Source organism: Pseudoduganella aquatica, from assembly GCF_020865585.1.
Lineage (GTDB): Bacteria > Pseudomonadota > Gammaproteobacteria > Burkholderiales > Burkholderiaceae_D > Rugamonas > Rugamonas aquatica_A.
Genome location: NZ_CP086370.1, coordinates 2,937,768 through 2,955,157 on the forward strand (window position 1 = coordinate 2,937,768; position 17,390 = coordinate 2,955,157).

Consider the following 17,390-nt stretch of genomic DNA (forward strand, 5'->3'; position numbering starts at 1 on the left):
TGCCGGTTTACTGGACGGTCCGGGTACTGCAATCCCATGCGCCTTCGGCGGCATCCGTCCAGACCTCGCTGGACGCGACGATGCTCAGATCGGGATAGACGCCGGGGGGCGCGCCGCCGGCCAGGCCGTCTAAAACGAACTGTTGCTCGCCTGCGCTGCGCGCTCTTTGAAGCCGCATCCAGTCCATGAGCTGCCTGGCTTTGACGTAGTCGGTAAATGCCAGCGGGAAGGCGCCAAACGCATTCTGGAGCTGGACAACGGTCCTGCCCTGGCCGGGGTACCTGGCGGCGATGCTCCAGCGCGGAATGTCCAGATCGCGGGCGCGGACGATCACGGCCTTGGACTGGGTGCAATTGCCAAGTTCGTAGTACGCGGTCTGGTTGTGCTCGGAGTATTCATTGGCGCGCACCGCCACGCGCCGGATAACGTAGTCGAACGATATTTTTGCCGTCAGGTCCCGAGGCTTGAGGTATTGCAGGAACGAGGTTTTAATCTCGGCCTGCGCCGGCGGAAGCAGCTTGCCTTTGTCGGTCAGCTTCAGCGCGGTGGCGATATAGTCGACATCGGTCTGGGTCGCGTTGAACTGGCGCTGCGAGGTCACGCTCACGTTCACCAGGGTATTTCCGGACAAATCGATGCCGCGCTCCGCCTCGCGGTAAATGTCCAGCGTTCTGTAGTCGATATTGGTGGTGGTGTTCTCCACACGGACGGACACGTCGCCGCTTTCCGTCAAGGTGCGCGCGGTGCCGGCCTTGATGGTTGCCTCCACCGGCTTGCCGCCAACCAGCTCGAGGCCCGCGCTATTGGACTTCTCCAGCGACAGCTTTTCGATATTGACCACGCTGTAGTCGGTCGCCGTGCTTTTGTAATCGACGAATTCAAAATTGTCCGGCGTGATGCGCAGGCGGAAATTCACGAAGCGGTCGGCTGGCCGGTACTCGCCTTTCGTGATGGCGGCGACCAGCGTGCGCTTGAACACCGTCCGGTTGCCATTGAATTTGGGTTCCGGCGCCTCGTCGTCAAACGCCTTGCGCAGCTTGGCCACGTCCTCGATCGCCATATTGCTGTAGTCAATGCGCGCCTTGACGGGCGAGCCGTCCCCGCCGGCCGGCGCTGCGCTCTCGCCCTTGTCCGGCGGCTGGGCGCTGGAGCCGATGATGACCTTTGGCTTGGCGTAAATCACGGGGAAGGCCGGCTCGTTGACCGAGCGGCGGCCGTATTCAATCGACGGAGTGCAGCCGGCCACCAGCAGCGCTGCCGCTGCGCACAGTGTTGTCTGTTTCATATTTCCCTCAGAGCGCGGTGAGCTTGCAGACGTGTGCAGGAACAGGCTGGTTGTTGACGGTGCTCGTCAGCGTCACCGCCTGCTGCTGGGTGATGGCGAAGTCGGTCTTGATAATTTTTGTATAGGGGGCATACGGGTCGAACTGCTGCCCGGCGCCCTGCACCGACGCCGCCGTAGGGCCGGTTACGATCAGGCGCGGGGTGGGAGAGTGGCTATATTCATCGTCGATGATGAGGGCGAACAGCGACATGGGATACCTTTCTTGATTTTGTTATCAATAAGATATCCAATACTGCTGCAAAAAAGGCTGCATGTAAATTGCTGCGATTATGATTGTCAAAAAAACCACAGCCCAAGGCCGGCGCGGCGGCTATCGTTCCTGCGGAACCGGCTTGGGCGTAATGCGGATGGCCTGGTTCAGCTTTTCCATCGTGGCGGCGGGGATGTCTTTGCTGCACACGATATGGCGCTTGAGGCCGGGCGGCACGTCCGGCACCTCATACTGCACCACGTTGTCCAGGCTGCGGTGGCGGATGCGCGTGTAGTTCCAGTCGGTGCGGTCGGACAGCATGTAGGACACGCGGTCCGCCGCCACCATCTGCATCATGCCCACGCTGTTCACGCTGCTGAGCATCTTGCGGTTGGCGCTGTCCTTGATGCGCGCGTCCAGCTCCGCGCCGTAGGACGAACCGTCCAGCAGGCCCAGCGTCAGCGTGGGGTCGGCCAGCATGGACGCCAGCGTGGCGTGCGCTTGCACTTGCGCCACGGACTTGGGCGCGATCAGCACCATCTGGCTTGGGTCGGTGTAGATCGGCAGCGAGTATTGCGCGATGGCGGTGCGTTCCGCCAGGTGGTACCAGCCAATGGAGCAGTAGTTGCGCGTGCCGGTGCGGAAGCGTGACCAGATGCGTTTTTGCGGTTCGCGCACAAAAGACGCGTCGATGCCCGCTGCGGCAAACACGGTTTTGCCATAAGCCAGCATGAAGCCTTTGTCCATGCCGTCTTCAATGTAGTAATAGGGCGGCTTCTCCGACCAGGCGACCGTAATGGGCGGCGCGGCGAAGGCCAGCGTTGCAGCCAGCTGCAAGGGCGTGGCCAGTAGTAAAGCAAATTTCATCGGGACTGCGATTTCACATTGATGAAAAGATTATACGCGCTGGCTTGGTTCTAACATGTAACAAAAAGTAGGCAACGGGTGGCATCAGCCGATAAAGGCCCCATCCAGCTGGTGGCGCGTGACGGCGCCATCGGCGCCGATGGCGATCCAGCCGCCGCGCGGCGGCGTGGCCGCAGGCTCCCAGTCGGGCAGCACGTAGCGGCGCTTGCCGTCCACATCGTGCAGGGCAGGGCGGTGCGTATGGCCGTGGATCATGACGGTGGCGCCGGTCTGGTCGAAGATGTCCGCAATCGCCTGCGGCGTCACGTCCATGATCTCGTAGGACTTCTCGCCGTGGGCCTTGCGGCTGTTGTCGCGCAGGCCGGCGATGATGGCCTTGCGCTGCGCCAGCGGCATGGCCAGGAATTGCTGCTGCCACGCGGGCTGGCGCACCTGGGCGCGGAATTCCATGTATTTCACGTCGTCGGTGCACTGGGCGTCGCCGTGCAGCAGCACCACGCGCAGGCCGGCAATGTCGGCCACCCAGGTCTCGGGCAGGATGGTGGCGCCGGAAGCGGCGGCAAAGCCGTCGCCCGCCAGGAAGTCGCGGTTGCCCGCTATCCAGTAGACGGCCACACCCGCATCGCTGACACGGCGGATGGCTGCGGTAATTTCTCGATGGAAAGGTTCGGCGAGGTCGTCGTCGCCGGCCCAGTACTCGAACAGGTCGCCGAGCAGGTAAAGGGCGTCGGCAGCCGGCGCCTGCTGTTCCATGAAGGCATGGAAGGCCGCCGTGATGGCGGGCTGGGCCGGCTGCAGATGCAGGTCGGAGATGAAAAGGGCGCGAATGCGCTTGGTGTCGTCGGCCTGCATCGGGTGGTGCTTAATTAAACAGCTTCGACTTTCTCGATGATGATGTCTTCCACTGGCACGTCGGCGAACATGCCGCTGCGGGTGGTTTTCACTTTTTTCATCGCGTCGACGACTTCGGTGCCTTCGGTCACTTTACCGAACACGGCGTAGCCCCAGCCGTCCTGGCCTGGGTAGTCCAGGAAGGAGTTGTTCTTCACGTTGATGAAGAACTGGGCCGATGCCGAGTGCGGCGCCGAGGTGCGGGCCATGGCCAGGGTGTAGGGCTCGTTTTTCAGGCCGTTCTTGGCTTCGTTTTCCACGGTGGTGTCGGCCGGCTTCTGCTTCATGCCTGGCTCGAAACCGCCGCCCTGGATCATGAAACCGTCAATCACGCGGTGGAAGATGGTGTTGCTGTAGTGGCCGGCGTTCATGTAGGCCAGGAAGTTCTCAACCGTTTTCGGCGCTTTTTCAGCATCCAGCTCAGCGGTGATCTTGCCCAGGTTGGTGGTGATGACGATTTTGGTCATGATTTTCCTTGAGGTAGTTATGTGTGTTCTGTACAGGGCCGGGACTATACATCAGGCGCGGCCAAAGCGCTATTTTACTGCGTCGCGGCGACCGGCGTTTTCAGTACCGTGGCGGACGTGATCACGATGGGTTTGACCGGGATATTCTGGAAGATGCCCTTGTCGTCCACCAGCACGCCCTTGATCTTGTCCACCACCTCCTGGCCCTTCACCACCTTGCCGAACACGGTGTAGCCGAAGCCGTCCTGGCCGGGGTAGTCCAGGCCGGTGTTGTCCACCACGTTGATGAAGAACTGGGCGGTGGCCGAGTTCGGGTTGCCGGTGCGGGCCATGGCCACGCTATAGGTTTCATTCTTCAGGCCGTTCTGCGATTCGCTCACCACGGGCGGGCGGGTCGGCTTGCCCTTCAGGTCCACGGTGTAGCCGCCGGCCTGTATCATGAAGCCGTCGATCACGCGGTGGAAGATGGTGCCCTTGTAATGGCCGCTTTTCACGTAGGACAGGAAGTTGGCCACGGACTTGGGCGCTTTTTCCTGGTTCAGCTCCAGCACGATCTCGCCTTCGGTGGTTTTCAGCGAGACCTGGGGCGTCAGGTTGGGGGCGGCGGGCGCGGCGGCCACGGCGCCGGACAGGGCCACGCCGGCGAACAGGCTCATGAATTTTGCCAGCAGGGTCTTGGTGTCTTGCATAGGGTCGGTCCTTTTTTTGTGGATGTTCTGTTAAAACCAGTCCAAGATCGGGGCAGTCCGGTTTTTATCAATGCTATACTAAGCGTTGACGTTTCATTCTAGCAAACTAGAACAACAAGATACCGAGGGTCGGTCAGTCTCCACGGAAATGCTTGAGAGCCCGGTGCGGCACCAGAAGTGCCCGCGCCCGGTTCTCGTATTGTCCGGCTGGCTTGCACTTAACAAAAACGCAAGAGTCCGATGAGCAATTTAAAGATTTACAACACGCTGGCACGCGACAAGCAAACATTCGTACCGATGGAAGCGGGCAAGGTCCGCATGTATGTTTGCGGCATGACGATCTACGACTACTGCCACATCGGCCACGGCCGCATGATGATGGCGTTCGACGTGGTCTACCGCTGGCTGAAGGCATCCGGCTACGAAGTCACCTACGCCCGCAACATCACGGACATCGACGACAAGATCATCAAGCGCGCGGTTGAAAACGGCGAGACCATAGGCCAGCTCACCTCGCGCTTCACCAAGTACATGGACGAGGACACCGCCGCGCTGGGCATCCAGCCGCCGACGCTGGTGCCGCGCGCCACCGAATACGTGCCGCAGATGCTGGCGCTGATCGAAAAGCTGGAGGCGAAAGACCTGGCCTATCAGGGCGAGGACGGCGACGTGAACTACGCCGTGCGCAATTTCGAAGGCTACGGCAAGCTGTCGGGCAAGTCGCTGGACGACTTGCGCGCCGGCGAGCGCGTGGACGTCAACACCGGCAAGCGCGATCCGCTGGACTTCGTGCTGTGGAAAGCCTCCAAGGAATCCGAGCCGGAAGAAGTGAAGTGGGACTCCAAGTGGGGCAAGGGCCGTCCGGGCTGGCATATCGAGTGCTCGGCCATGTGCTCGGCGCTGCTGGGCGAGCAGTTCGACATCCACGGCGGCGGCGCGGACCTGCAGTTCCCGCACCACGAGAACGAGATCGCGCAGTCGGAAGGCGCGCACGGCCACGCGCTGGCCAACTACTGGATCCACAACGGCTTTGTGCGCGTGGACAACGAGAAGATGTCCAAATCGCTGGGCAACTTCTTCACCATCCGCGACGTGCTGAAAAAGTACGACGCCGAAGTGGTGCGCTTCTTCATCCTGCGCGCCCACTACCGCAGCCCGCTGAACTACTCGGACGCCCACCTGGACGACGCCAAGGGCGCGCTGACGCGCTTGTACACGGCGCTGGACGGCGTGCAAGCCGATGCGGGCGACGGCCAGCCCCTGGACTGGACCGAAGCCAACGCCAAGCGCTTCGCCGAAGCCATGGACGACGACTTCAACACGCCCATGGCCGTGTCGGTGCTGTTCGACCTGGCCACGGAACTGAATAAATCCAAATCGCCCGCCGTGGCGCGCCAGCTGAAAGCACTGGCCGCCGTACTGGGCCTGCTGGAACGCGCGCCGCAGGCCTTCCTGCAGGCGGGCGTGGGCATAGACATGACCAGCGGCGGCGACGCCGCCGCCATCGAGCAGCGCATCGCCGCGCGCGCCGCCGCCAAGAAGGCGCGCGACTTCGCGCTGTCGGACCAGATCCGCGCCGAGCTGCTGGCCGAAGGCATCGTCCTCGAAGACAAGCCTGACGGCAGCACCAACTGGCGCCGCGCATAATGGTGAAGGCCACGGACATGATGGGGGCGCAGTCCCCAGCGGTAGCAGTGCCGCCGTACTGGGAAGAAGCCAAGCAGGAGCTCATGAAGCGCGACCGCATCATGAAAAAGCTCATCCCGCAGTTTGGCGACCTGCACCTGGTCGGCCACGACGACCCGTTCACGACCCTGGCCCGCTCCATCGTCAAGCAGCAGGTCACGCCCAAGGCCGCCGCTGCCGCCTGGCAGAAGCTGCTGGCGGCCTGCCCGAAATTCACCCCGGCCGCCGTGCTCAAGGCCGGCGCCGAGGAGCTGTCCGCCTGCGGCCTGTCCAAGCGCAAGACCGAATACATCCTGGACCTGGCCGACAACTTCAAGACCAAGAAGGTCCACGCCAGCCAGTGGGACCAGATGGATGACGAAGCCGTCATCGCCGAACTGGTGCAGATACGCGGCATCACCCGCTGGACAGCGGAGATGTTTTTGATATTTAATCTGCTCCGTCCCAATGTTTTGCCGCTGGACGACCCCGGTCTGATCCAGGGCATCAGCCAGAACTACTTCTCCGGCGAGCCGGTTTCCCGCAGCGATGCGCGCGAAGTCTCGGCCAACTGGGAACCCTATCGGACCGTCGCCACCTGGTATTTATGGCGTAGTCTGGACCCGGTTCCGGTAGAATAGCGAAAAATTCGCCCTGCGCGAGGCTGGCCCACGGGCCGCCCGCCGTCCGGGTTACAACACGGAGGTACAATGACCAAGACAACTTTCCTCAATTTTGAGCAACCGATTGCGGAACTCGATTCCAAAATTGAAGAACTGCGTTTCGTGCAAGACGATTCGGCAGTCGACATCTCCGAGGAGATCGACCGCCTGGCCAAGAAGAGCCAGCAGCTGACCAAAGACATCTACGCCAAGCTGACCCCCTGGCAAGTGGCGCAGATCGCGCGCCACCCGCAGCGTCCATACACCATGGATTATGTGAACGAAATCTTCACCGACTTCCATGAACTGCACGGCGACCGCACCTATGCGGACGACCAGTCCATCGTCGGCGGCCTGGCGCGCTTCAACGGCCAGGCTTGCATGGTGATCGGCCACCAGAAGGGCCGCGACACCAAAGAACGCGCCATGCGCAACTTCGGCATGCCCAAGCCGGAAGGCTACCGCAAGGCCATGCGCCTGATGAAGCTGGCCGAGAAGTTCAACCTGCCCATCTTCACCTTCGTCGACACCCCGGGCGCGTTCCCCGGCATCGACGCCGAAGAGCGCGGCCAGTCCGAAGCCATCGGCCACAACCTGTACGTGATGGCGGAACTGAAAGTGCCGCTGATCGCCACCATCATCGGCGAAGGCGGCTCCGGCGGCGCGCTGGCGATCGCCGTGGGCGACCAGGTGCTGATGCTGCAATACGCCACCTACTCGGTGATCTCGCCGGAAGGCTGCGCCTCCATCCTGTGGAAGACCAGCGAACGCGCGGCCGACGCCGCCGAAGCCCTGGGCCTGACCGCGCACCGCCTGAAAGCCATCGGCCTGATCGACAAGATCGTCTCCGAGCCGCTGGGCGGCGCCCACCGCGACCCGAAAGCCATGGCCACCATGCTCAAGCGCGCCCTGGCCGACTCGCTGCGCCAGTTCCACGGCGTCAAAACCAAGGACCTGATCGCCGCCCGCCACGAGAAGCTGATGGGCTACGGCAAGTTCAAGGAAACCACGCCGCAAGAATAAAACCAGTGCAAAATGCCGGGGTCGGAGCCAACGGGTCTGACCCCGGTTTTTCGCCTGTGGTTCAAAAAAGGGGACAGCCGCGCCAGCGCCTGTCCCCGTTTGTCATCCGGAGTCCCCATGAAAAAGCAGCAAACCGCCACCCTCGCCAGCATCTACACCGAGGCGCTGGCCTCCGCCCGGCACGGCGGCCGCATCGCCATCGCCCTGAGCGGCGGCCTTGATTCCTCGGCGCTGCTGCACCTGGCCCACGCGCACGCGGCGGCGCAGGGCATTGCGCTGTACGCCTTCCACGTCCATCACGGCATCAGCCCCAACGCGGACGCCTGGCTGGCGCACTGCGAGCAGCAATGCGCCGCCCTGGGCGTGAGCTTTGAAGCGCGCCGCATCACGCTGGAAAACGTGCGCAAGAGCGGCACCGAAGCGGCCGCGCGCAAGGCCCGCTACGCCGCCCTGGGCGCCATGTGCGCGGAACACGGCGTGAACCTGCTGCTCACCGCCCACCACCAGGACGACCAGGCCGAAACCGTGCTGTTGCAGCTGCTGCGCGGCTCCGGCACCGCCGGCCTGTCCGGCATGGACGCGGCCAACACCGCGCCCGAGCTGCTGGCCAATCCGGACCTGGTCATGATGCGCCCCTTGCTGCCGGCCTCGCGCAAGCAGTTGGAAGCCTACGCCGCCGCACACGGCATCAGCCACATCGAAGACGAGTCGAACGACGACCCGCGCTACGCCCGCAACGCGCTGCGCCACACCGTCATGCCCGCGCTGGCGCAGTACTTCCCCGGCTTCCAGGAGCGCTTCGCGCGCAGCGCGCAGCACGCGCAGTCCGCCCAGCGCCTGCTGAACGAGCTGGCCGAGCAGGACCTGGCCGCCGCCTTGGACGGCGACTGCCTGCAGGTGGCCAAGCTGCGCGAAATGAGCACAGACCGCGCCTGCAACCTGCTGCGCCACTGGTTCGCGCTGCGCGGCCTGAGCATGCCGTCCACCGCCTGGCTGTCCGAAATGCTGGTGCAGCTGCTGGAAGCGCGGCACGACACGCAAATGCTGGTGGTGCACCCCGAAGTGGACGTGCGCCGCCACCGCGACCGCCTGCACCTGATCCCCAAGCTGCCCGAGATCGCCGGCACCCGCGAAGACCAGTTCGACGACACCCCCGGCCAGGACTTCCGCTGGAACGGCGAAGCCTCGCTGGACTTCCCGGACTACGGCGGCGTGCTGCACATCGAGCGGGCCGAAGCGGGCCTGGACGGCGCCTGGCTGCGTGGCCAGTACCTCACCATCGAGTTCCGCCGCGGCGGCGAGCGCCTGAAACCCGCCGGCAACCGCCCCACGCGCGCCCTGAAATACCACTACCAGACGCTGGGCATCCCGGCCTGGGAGCGCGGCCGCCTGCCGGTGGTGAAAACGCCCGCACAATTGCTGTTCGCCGCCGGTATCGGCATGGACTGCCAGCAAATAGGGCAGGGGGCAGGCGAAAGGGTGGTATTCCGCTGGGAAGCCAAATAAAAGTCGGTACTGCGGCGATTTAGTATGTCCATATGCCAATACTGTATGACGTCATAACTTTTTTGGCTTGTCGTTTCGCACTGCAACATGTAGAGTAACAAGCCCTCCCTTTTTTCAATCTTCGAGCGGAAACATCACTGTTATGGCTTTAATCGTTCACAAATATGGCGGAACGTCGATGGGATCGACCGACCGCATCAAGAACGTCGCGCGCCGCGTCGCCAAATGGCACGACGCAGGACACCAGATCGTTGTAGTGCCGTCGGCCATGTCCGGCGAGACCAACCGTCTGATTGCGATGGCAAAGGAAATTCAAAACCCGCCCGACCCGCGTGAACTGGACATGATTGCCTCCACCGGCGAGCAGGTCTCCGTGGGCTTGCTGTCGATGGCGCTGCAAGCGATCGGCAAGGACGCGGTGTCCTACGCCGGCTGGCAAGTGGCGATTAAAACCGACTCCGCCTTCACCAAGGCCCGCATCCAGTCCATCGACGACGTGCGCGTGCGCAAAGACCTCGACGGCGGCAAGATCGTCATCATCACCGGCTTCCAGGGCGTGGATGACAACGACAACATCGCCACGCTGGGCCGTGGCGGCTCGGACACCTCCGCCGTGGCGATCGCCGCCGCGCTGAAGGCAGCCGAATGCCTGATCTACACCGACGTGGACGGCGTCTACACCACCGACCCGCGCGTGGTCTCGGAAGCGCGCCGCCTGAAGGCGATCACGTTCGAAGAAATGCTGGAACTGGCCTCGCTGGGCTCGAAAGTGCTGCAGACGCGCTCCGTGGAATTCGCGGGCAACTACCGCGTGCCGACGCGCGTGCTGTCGTCGCTGACCGATCCGCTGATGGATCTCGAGACCGAAGCCAACTCCGGCACCCTGATTTCGTTTGAGGAAGACACCAACATGGAACAAGCAGTCATCTCCGGCATCGCCTTCAACCGCGATGAAGCCAAAATCACCGTGCTGGGCGTGCCAGACCGTCCGGGCGTGGCCTACCACATCCTCGGCCCGGTGGCCGACGCCAATATCGAAGTGGACATGATCATCCAGAATCAGTCCGTGGACGGCAAAACCGACTTCACCTTCACCGTTTCGCGCGGCGAATACCAGAAAGCCATCGACGTGCTCGAAGGCCAGAAAGCCGAAATCGGCTACAGCACCCTGGTGGGCGACGCCAAGGTATCGAAGATCTCCGTGGTCGGCGTAGGCATGCGTTCGCACGTCGGCGTAGCCTCGCAGATGTTCCGCACCTTGTCCGAAGAAAACATCAACATCATGATGATTTCGACTTCCGAGATCAAGATTTCGGTGCTGATCGACGAAAAGTACATGGAACTGGCCGTGCGCGCGCTGCACAAAGCGTTCGAACTGGAAAAAGAGTAAAAAAGATGGCCCGTTTCCTTGACCAAACGAGGGGCGGGCCATTAATATAGCGCTCGTCTGATCCGAAGCGGCAACGTAGAGGAGAAGGCAAATAGTTGAGTAATCAGCTAGGAGACGTGGCCGAGTGGCCGAAGGCACATCCCTGCTAAGGATGCATACGGCTTATACCTGTATCGTGGGTTCGAATCCCACCGTCTCCGCCAGAACAAATAAAAACGGGCTCCCCTGCGGGAGCCCGTTTTTATTTGTTCGGACGGAGACGGTGGGATTCGAAGGGTTTGCGCGTGCCGCGCAAACCCTCTCCGAATCGCCCATCTGCTGCCGCTGCGCGGCAGCACCGCGCGCCGAGGGCGCGCGACGCAAGCGTCATCTAACAAGCACGCGCAGCGCCACCCAACGGTCGAGTAATTCCAGTCACACCCCGCATTAAATCCCGGTCCAACAAAGCCAGTCACATCCTACAAAAGCACCCTACGGTGGCCGACGCGAAAATGCCCGCAGCCGCCTACCATGATCACTCCACAAACGTTCCAAACAGGAGACCATCATGGCAAGCTCGAATCAAGGCAGCAACCAAGGCAGCAAACAAAGCAGCGATCAAAGCAGCAGCAAGCAGTCCGGCAGCCAGGGAAGCAGCCAGAGCGGCGACACCAGCAACCGTGGCTTCGCCTCCATGGACCCGGACCGCCAGCGTGAAATCGCGGCCGAAGGCGGCCGTGCCGCGCACGCCGCAGGCACTGCGCACGAGTTCACCTCGGAAGAAGCGCGCAAAGCCGGCAGCATGAGCCACAAGAACGACGGCAACCAGCAAAGCGGCAGCCGTAGCGGTTCCCGCAGCGGCAGCGACGAGGACGAGTCCAGCGGCAGCCGCAGCGGCAGCAAGGGCAGCACGCAGGGCAGCAGCCAGGGCAGCACGGGCACGCGCGGCGGCACGCCCGAGCAGCATGCCGAGGCCGGCCGCCAAAGCCACAAGAACGACCGGACCTGAGCCGCTGGCCTAGCCCGCCTGCGCACCGCCAGCCTGGCGCGCAGCCCGGCCTTGCATCCTGGCCCGTAGTGCCGAATTTCACGTGCTGCAGGGGCCACTTCCGCACTTCCCGCGTCCACAGTCCGGACGCGGGCTTTCCCCTCGCTTGCCGAGATTAATTCCGCTTCCCAAACAATCACATTGTTGACGCCTGCCGCGCTGCTGCGCGCATTAGGATGTCGGGCGAACGTCCCGATAATAAAAGTAGGAGTCAACCTTGGTCCAGACGAACAAAGCCCGCCGCCGCGCCACCCAGCCGCGTGTCCCTTATCTCGGCAGGCTCGCCGCCGCCGTTGCCGTCGCCTGCGGTACGCTGGCCGGCCCCGGCATGGCGCAGGAGCTGGGCATACCGCAGGCGTCCGACGCGGCGCTGAAGGCTGCCGAGGCCAAGAGCAAGGCCAGCGCCGGACAGAACCAGCAGGTCTACCTGATGTCCAGCTTTACGGCGGGCTCGCAGAACAGCCTCAGCGTGTTCTCGTCGCCGGACGGCGCCAGCTTCGCCACGCTCGCCTCCGAGACCTACACGGCGCCGCAGCGCCTGCTGCGCGATCCGTCCATCGTCCGCCATACGGACGGCTACTACTACGTCGTCTACACCAGCGGCCAGGATGGCGCGGCCTTCGGCATTACGCGTTCGCGGGATCTGAAAAACTGGGAGCCCATGCGCGAGGCGGGCATTGCGCTGCCGGGCGTGAGCAGCGTCTCTGCGCCGGAGTGGGTGCGCGACAAGGACGGCAGCCTGAAGGTGGCCGTGTCGCTGTCCAAGGATGGCGCCAAGGGCGCGTTCAGCACCTATATCGTGGAGCCGAACGCCGACTTCAGCCAGTGGTCCGCACCCAAGCCACTGCAAGGCCTGCAAGGCTATGCGGACACCTTCGTGGTCGCAAGCGGCGAGGGCTACGCCGCCTTCGCGCGCAACCAGCAAAGCGGCTTTATCGAACTGGCCACCGCAGGCTCCCTCGCGGGGCCGTGGGCGGTGCAGAACAAAGGCGACTGGGCCGGCTGGGGCGCGGGCAAGGAAGCCCCGGCGCTGGTCAAGCTGCCGGGCGGCGGCTGGCGCATCTACTTCGGCGACAGCGCCAGCAAGCGCTCCTGGTACTCGGACAGCCAGGACAATTTCGCCAGCTGGACGCCGAAGAAGGAAGTCGGCGGCGTCTCCACCGTGGCGCGCCACTTCACCGTGCTGGCCGAGGATGCGCAAGCCTATGCCCAGGCCACCAAGCCCAAAGGCCAGCCCAAGCAGATCAGCTGGGACGAGCATTCGCTGATGGTGGACGGCAAGCGCGTGGTGGTATGGTCGGGCGAAGTCCATCCCTTCCGACTGCCCAATCCTTCGCTGTGGCGCGACGTGATCCAGAAGATGAAGGCGTCCGGCTTCAACGGCGTGGCGTTTTACTTCGACTGGGGCTACCACTCGCCGGAGCAGGGCGTGTACGACTTCTCCAGCGTGCGCAACGTCGAGCGCGCGCTGCAGATTGCCGAGGAAGAGGGCATGTACATCATCGCCCGCACCGGTCCTTACGTGAACGCCGAGCTGACCGGCGGCGGCTACCCCGGCTGGATGTTCCGCAACCGCGCCGAGGCGCGCACCGACGATCCGGTCTACACCGCCGCCACCGACGAGTGGATGACGCAGATTAACGCCATCATCGCGCGCCACCAGGCCACCACGGGCGGCGGCAATGTGGTCGCCTACCAGCTGGAAAACGAGCTGGGCAAGGTCGAGCCCAAGCATGTGCGGCACATGGAGCACCTGGCGCAGAAGGCGCGCGCCGACGGCATCACCGTGCCGTTCTTCCACAACGCGGCAGGCCGCCTGCCGGACTGGGCGCCGAAGGGCTCCACTGCGCCGTGGGCCAATTCCGGCCCGACCGAGCTGTATGCCTTCGACGGCTACCCGGGCGGCACCTGCAATGTCTTCGCGGATCCGTCCGGCCCCAACAAGGCGCCCGACTGGGGCATGCACGGCAAGCCCGGTCCCAAGTCCGGCGCGCTGACCTCGCCCAAGACGCCGGGCTTCGCCGCAGAACTGGGCGGCGGCTGGTTCGACTACTGGGGCTCGAACGGCACCTACGATTGCACCGCGCAGCGCCAGGGCAAGGGCTACCAGCGCGTGTTCTACGGCACCAACCTGATCAACCGCATCACCATCCACAACATCTACATGACCTTCGGCGGCACCTCCTGGGGCTGGCTGGCCGGGCCGGTGGTGTACACGTCCTACGACTACGGCGCGGCCATTTCCGAGGACCGCGGCCTGCGCGAGAAAGCCTATGCGCTCAAGCAGCAGGGCATGTTCGTGCAGGCGGCGGAGCAGGCGCTGGCCGAGATGGACAAGGGGCCGGAGCTGAAGACCAGCAACGCCAAGCTCAAGGTCTACCACAACGTCAATCCGAAATCGGGCACGCATGTCCTGTTCGCCGTGCACAGTCCATCGGACGCGCTGACGGACGACAGCGCCAGCTTCGAGCTGGCCACCAAGGACGGCAGCTACCAGATCCCGGTGCGCATCAACGGCCAGGACGGCAAGCTGCTGCTGGCTTCCTACGCCATGGAACGCCAGCACCTGGTGTACTCGAATTCCGAAATCCAGACCCACTTCCGCAATGGCGAGCGCGACATCGTGCTGCTGCATGGCCGCGACAAGGAAGCGGGCGAGACCGTGCTGCGCTACGCGTCCGCACCCAAGGTCGAGGTGCTGTCCGGCCAGGTTGGCTCCGTGTTCGACGCCGCCAAGGGCGACCTCAAACTGTCATACATGCATGACGGCCTGGCGCGCGTGCGCATCAGCGGCGGCGGGCGCGCACCCATGCTGCTGTTGCTGGCGGACGAGAAAACCAGCTTCAATATGTGGCGCCAGGACACGCCGCATGGCGTGATGCTGGAACTGACCCCGGCGCTGGTGCGCTCGGCCAAGCTGGACGGCGGCAAGCTGGCGCTGGAGGGCGATACCACTAAAGATAGCGCGCTGGAAATCTGGGGCGCGGACGCGTCGGCCGTTACGTTCAACGGCGTGGCGCTGAGCGTGAGCGCGCAGCCGGACGGCAGCATCAAGACCAGCGCCGTGCGCGGTCCGGAGACTGTCTCCTTGCCGAGCCTGGCCGCGCAGAAGTGGACGCGCCGCATGGACAGCCCGGAAGCGCAGCCCGGTTTCGACGACAGCCAGTGGGTGAAGGCCGACAGCCGCGCCTCCGCCGCGCAGACCTGGACCATGCCGGAACGCGGCCAGCCCACGCTGAGCATGAGCGACTACGGCTTCCATCACGGCGACGTGTGGTATCGCGGCCGCGTCAAGGTGGGCGCGACCAAAGCCAACCAACTGGAGCTGTTCTACGGCGCCGGCGGGGCAGGCCTGATCCAGGTCTGGGTCGATGGCAAATTCCTCGGCCAGGACGAGATGGACACGGGCCGCTCCTTTCCCGAAACCACCGACAGCGTGAAGTTCTCTTTCGCGGACCTGAAGCCGGGCGAGCACGTCATTTCCGTCATGGTGCGCAACAACTCGCACAACTGGAACCTGATGGCGGACGACTACCACCGCGAAGCGCGCGGCCTGATCTCGGCCTCGCTGACCTCGCGCGGCGGCAACCGCTTCGCCGTGCCTATCGCGTGGCGCATCCAGGGCAACCAGGGCGGGGAAGCGAATCCCGACACGGTGCGCGGCCCGCTCAACAACGGCGGCCTGTACGGCGAGCGCCAGGGCTGGCATCTGCCGGGCAAGCAGGACGGCTGGCAAGCGGCGCAGCCTACGGACGCGCCGCCGGCGGCCGGCACCTACTGGCTGCGCACCAGCTTCGCGCTGGACCTGCCGAAAGGGCATGACGTGCAGCTGGGCCTGGCCTTTGGCGACGCCGGCAAGCCGCGTTCGGAGCGCAGCAACCGCGCGCTGATCTTCGTCAACGGCTGGAATATGGGGCAGTTTGCCGCCAACGTCGGTCCGCAGCGCACTTTCATCATCCCGCCGGGGATACTGAACCCGAACGGGCAGAACACCGTTGCGCTGGCCGTGACCACGGACGGCAAGGCGGAGAACGCGCTGGAGCCGGTCAAGCTGGTCAACCTGCGCACCGCGCGCGGCGGCGTGCCGCTTGAAATAATGCCCGGCGCGCGGCCTTGACCAAATCGCGGCGGGCCAGTACTATAACGCTCGTCCGAACTGAAGCGGCAACGTGGAAGGGAAGGCAATAGTTGAGTAATCAGCTAGGAGACGTGGCCGAGTGGCCGAAGGCACATCCCTGCTAAGGATGCATACGGCTTATACCTGTATCGTGGGTTCGAATCCCACCGTCTCCGCCAGAACAAATAAAAACGGGCTCCCCTGCGGGAGCCCGTTTTTATTTGTTCGGACGGAGCCGGTGGGATTCGAAGGGCTGGGCCTACCGGCCCAGCCCTCTCCGAATCGCCCATCTGCTGCGCGCTCCGCGCGCAGCCCCGCGCGCCGTGGGCGCGCGACGCACGCATCACACCCGCTCAATCAGGATGGCAATTCCCTGTCCCACTCCAATACACATGGTACACAGCGCATACCTGCCGCCAGTACGATGCAGCTGGTAAGTAGCCGTCGTCACCAGCCTCGCCCCGCTCATCCCCAGCGGGTGGCCCAGCGCAATCGCGCCGCCGTTCGGATTCACGCGCGTATCATCATCGCGCAAGCCCAGCTCGCGCAGCACCGCCAGCCCCTGCGCAGCAAACGCCTCATTCAGCTCGATCAAATCCATCTGCTCCAGCGTCAGTCCGGTCTGTCGCAGCAGCTTGCGCACCGCAGGCACCGGCCCGATGCCCATCACGCGCGGCGCCACGCCGGCGGTGGCCATGCCCACCACGCGGGCCAGCGGCTTCAGGCCGTGCTCCCGCGCCGCTTCCGCGCTCGCCAGCAGCAGCGCGCAGGCGCCGTCATTGATGCCCGACGCATTGCCTGCCGTGACACTGCCATCCGGCCGCACCACGCCTTTCAGCTTCGCCAGCGCTTCCGGCGTGGTGGCGCGCGGGTGCTCGTCCTGGCTGAAGACGATCGGATCGCCTTTCTTTTGCGGCAGCGTCACCGGCACAATCTCGCGCTCGAAAATGCCCTCGGCGATGGCCACCGCCGTCTTGTTCTGGCTCGCCAGCGCAAACGCATCCTGGTCCGCGCGGCTGATGCCGTAGTCCTGCGCCACGTTCTCCGCCGTCTCCGGCATGGTCTCCACGCCGTAGGCTTCCTTCAGCGCCTTGTTGATAAAGCGCCAGCCCATGGTCGTGTCCTGCAGCGACGCGTTGCGGCTGAAGGCCGTATCCGCCTTGCCCATGACGAAGGGCGCGCGCGTCATCGACTCCACGCCGCCGGCGATCATCAGGGACGCAGCGCCGGACTGGATGGCGCGCGCCGCCGTGCCCACGGCGTCCATGCCCGAGCCGCACAGGCGGTTGACGGTGGTGCCGGGCACTTCAACCGGCAGGCCGGCCAGCAGCGAGGACATGCGCGCCACGTTGCGATTGTCCTCGCCGGCCTGGTTGGCGCAGCCGTAGATCACATCGTCCACCAGGTCCCAGGGCAGGTCCGGGTGGCGGCGCATCAGTTCGCGCAGGGGGATGGCGCCCAGGTCGTCGGCGCGCACGTCCTTCAGCGCGCCGCCGTAGCGGCCTATCGGGGTGCGCACCGCGTCGCAGATGTATGCATCGTTCATGCTTG

Annotated in this window: 14 protein-coding genes and 2 tRNA genes; 9 read left to right on the forward strand and 7 right to left on the reverse strand. The window is 64.1% G+C overall.

Annotation, left to right across the window (positions count from 1 at the left end; genetic code table 11):
• Window positions 1-7: 7 nt before the first annotated feature.
• The 6 genes from KT882_RS13080 to KT882_RS13105 form a co-directional block, all read right to left on the reverse strand.
• Window positions 8-1,285 (reverse strand): hypothetical protein, encoded by a 1,278-nt coding sequence (locus tag KT882_RS13080; RefSeq protein WP_161072097.1) that lies wholly within the window; start codon window positions 1,283-1,285, stop codon window positions 8-10.
• A 7-nt stretch (window positions 1,286-1,292) separates the two neighbouring features.
• Complete coding sequence (locus tag KT882_RS13085; RefSeq protein ID WP_161072096.1) at window positions 1,293-1,535, reverse strand: hypothetical protein; 243 nt, start codon at window positions 1,533-1,535, stop codon at window positions 1,293-1,295.
• A 120-nt stretch (window positions 1,536-1,655) separates the two neighbouring features.
• Window positions 1,656-2,402 carry a substrate-binding periplasmic protein gene (locus tag KT882_RS13090; RefSeq protein WP_161072095.1) on the reverse strand — a complete coding sequence of 249 codons (747 nt, stop codon included), beginning with the start codon at window positions 2,400-2,402 and terminating at the stop codon, window positions 1,656-1,658.
• Between the two features lie 84 nt (window positions 2,403-2,486).
• Window positions 2,487-3,254 carry a UDP-2,3-diacylglucosamine diphosphatase gene (locus tag KT882_RS13095; RefSeq protein ID WP_228896084.1) on the reverse strand — a complete coding sequence of 256 codons (768 nt, stop codon included), beginning with the start codon at window positions 3,252-3,254 and terminating at the stop codon, window positions 2,487-2,489.
• A 14-nt stretch (window positions 3,255-3,268) separates the two neighbouring features.
• Window positions 3,269-3,760 (reverse strand): peptidylprolyl isomerase, encoded by a 492-nt coding sequence (locus KT882_RS13100; RefSeq protein ID WP_161072093.1) that lies wholly within the window; start codon window positions 3,758-3,760, stop codon window positions 3,269-3,271.
• 74 nt (window positions 3,761-3,834) lie between these two features.
• Entirely contained in the window at window positions 3,835-4,449 is a 615-nt protein-coding gene (locus KT882_RS13105; protein WP_187358671.1) for a peptidylprolyl isomerase, read from the reverse strand.
• 240 nt (window positions 4,450-4,689) lie between these two features.
• Between KT882_RS13105 and cysS the strand changes: the two genes are divergently transcribed.
• The 9 genes from cysS to KT882_RS13150 all read left to right on the forward strand — a co-directional run bounded on the left by cysS (window position 4,690) and on the right by KT882_RS13150 (window position 16,018).
• Window positions 4,690-6,096, forward strand: coding sequence for a cysteine--tRNA ligase (cysS, locus tag KT882_RS13110; RefSeq protein ID WP_228896086.1), 1,407 nt, complete (start codon window positions 4,690-4,692; stop codon window positions 6,094-6,096).
• Window positions 6,096-6,755 (forward strand): DNA-3-methyladenine glycosylase family protein, encoded by a 660-nt coding sequence (locus KT882_RS13115; RefSeq protein WP_161072091.1) that lies wholly within the window; start codon window positions 6,096-6,098, stop codon window positions 6,753-6,755. The genes cysS and KT882_RS13115 overlap by 1 nt, the downstream gene beginning before the upstream one ends.
• 69 nt (window positions 6,756-6,824) lie before the next feature.
• Entirely contained in the window at window positions 6,825-7,799 is a 975-nt protein-coding gene (locus tag KT882_RS13120) for an acetyl-CoA carboxylase carboxyltransferase subunit alpha (protein WP_161072090.1), read from the forward strand.
• Window positions 7,800-7,916: 117 nt separating this feature from the next.
• Complete coding sequence (gene tilS / locus KT882_RS13125; protein ID WP_161072089.1) at window positions 7,917-9,305, forward strand: tRNA lysidine(34) synthetase TilS; 1,389 nt, start codon at window positions 7,917-7,919, stop codon at window positions 9,303-9,305.
• A gap of 142 nt (window positions 9,306-9,447) precedes the next feature.
• Window positions 9,448-10,695 (forward strand): aspartate kinase, encoded by a 1,248-nt coding sequence (locus KT882_RS13130; protein WP_161072088.1) that lies wholly within the window; start codon window positions 9,448-9,450, stop codon window positions 10,693-10,695.
• 110 nt (window positions 10,696-10,805) lie between these two features.
• Window positions 10,806-10,898, forward strand: a tRNA-Ser gene (locus tag KT882_RS13135).
• A 344-nt stretch (window positions 10,899-11,242) separates the two neighbouring features.
• Window positions 11,243-11,683, forward strand: coding sequence for a KGG domain-containing protein (locus KT882_RS13140; RefSeq protein ID WP_228896087.1), 441 nt, complete (start codon window positions 11,243-11,245; stop codon window positions 11,681-11,683).
• Window positions 11,684-11,939: 256 nt separating this feature from the next.
• Window positions 11,940-15,839, forward strand: coding sequence for a beta-galactosidase (locus KT882_RS13145; RefSeq protein ID WP_228896089.1), 3,900 nt, complete (start codon window positions 11,940-11,942; stop codon window positions 15,837-15,839).
• Window positions 15,840-15,925: 86 nt separating this feature from the next.
• Window positions 15,926-16,018 (forward strand) — tRNA-Ser (locus tag KT882_RS13150).
• Between the two features lie 164 nt (window positions 16,019-16,182).
• On the opposite strand, the gene pcaF is transcribed toward KT882_RS13150, so the two are convergent.
• On the reverse strand, window positions 16,183-17,385 hold the full coding sequence (gene pcaF, locus KT882_RS13155) for a 3-oxoadipyl-CoA thiolase (RefSeq protein ID WP_161072086.1): 1,203 nt from the start codon (window positions 17,383-17,385) through the stop codon (window positions 16,183-16,185).
• Window positions 17,386-17,390: the final 5 nt, after the last annotated feature.

What these genes read in the sequence shown, in the direction of transcription:
- KT882_RS13080 (WP_161072097.1), bottom strand. Translation starts at nt 1,285, where the DNA reads ATGAAACAGACAACACTGTGCGCAGCGGCAGCGCTGCTGGTGGCCGGC.
- KT882_RS13085 (WP_161072096.1), bottom strand. Translation starts at nt 1,535, where the DNA reads ATGTCGCTGTTCGCCCTCATCATCGACGATGAATATAGCCACTCTCCC.
- KT882_RS13090 (WP_161072095.1), bottom strand. Translation starts at nt 2,402, where the DNA reads ATGAAATTTGCTTTACTACTGGCCACGCCCTTGCAGCTGGCTGCAACG.
- KT882_RS13095 (WP_228896084.1), bottom strand. Translation starts at nt 3,254, where the DNA reads ATGCAGGCCGACGACACCAAGCGCATTCGCGCCCTTTTCATCTCCGAC.
- KT882_RS13100 (WP_161072093.1), bottom strand. Translation starts at nt 3,760, where the DNA reads ATGACCAAAATCGTCATCACCACCAACCTGGGCAAGATCACCGCTGAG.
- KT882_RS13105 (WP_187358671.1), bottom strand. Translation starts at nt 4,449, where the DNA reads ATGCAAGACACCAAGACCCTGCTGGCAAAATTCATGAGCCTGTTCGCC.
- cysS (WP_228896086.1), top strand. Translation starts at nt 4,690, where the DNA reads ATGAGCAATTTAAAGATTTACAACACGCTGGCACGCGACAAGCAAACA.
- KT882_RS13115 (WP_161072091.1), top strand. Translation starts at nt 6,096, where the DNA reads ATGGTGAAGGCCACGGACATGATGGGGGCGCAGTCCCCAGCGGTAGCA.
- KT882_RS13120 (WP_161072090.1), top strand. Translation starts at nt 6,825, where the DNA reads ATGACCAAGACAACTTTCCTCAATTTTGAGCAACCGATTGCGGAACTC.
- tilS (WP_161072089.1), top strand. Translation starts at nt 7,917, where the DNA reads ATGAAAAAGCAGCAAACCGCCACCCTCGCCAGCATCTACACCGAGGCG.
- KT882_RS13130 (WP_161072088.1), top strand. Translation starts at nt 9,448, where the DNA reads ATGGCTTTAATCGTTCACAAATATGGCGGAACGTCGATGGGATCGACC.
- KT882_RS13140 (WP_228896087.1), top strand. Translation starts at nt 11,243, where the DNA reads ATGGCAAGCTCGAATCAAGGCAGCAACCAAGGCAGCAAACAAAGCAGC.
- pcaF (WP_161072086.1), bottom strand. Translation starts at nt 17,385, where the DNA reads ATGAACGATGCATACATCTGCGACGCGGTGCGCACCCCGATAGGCCGC.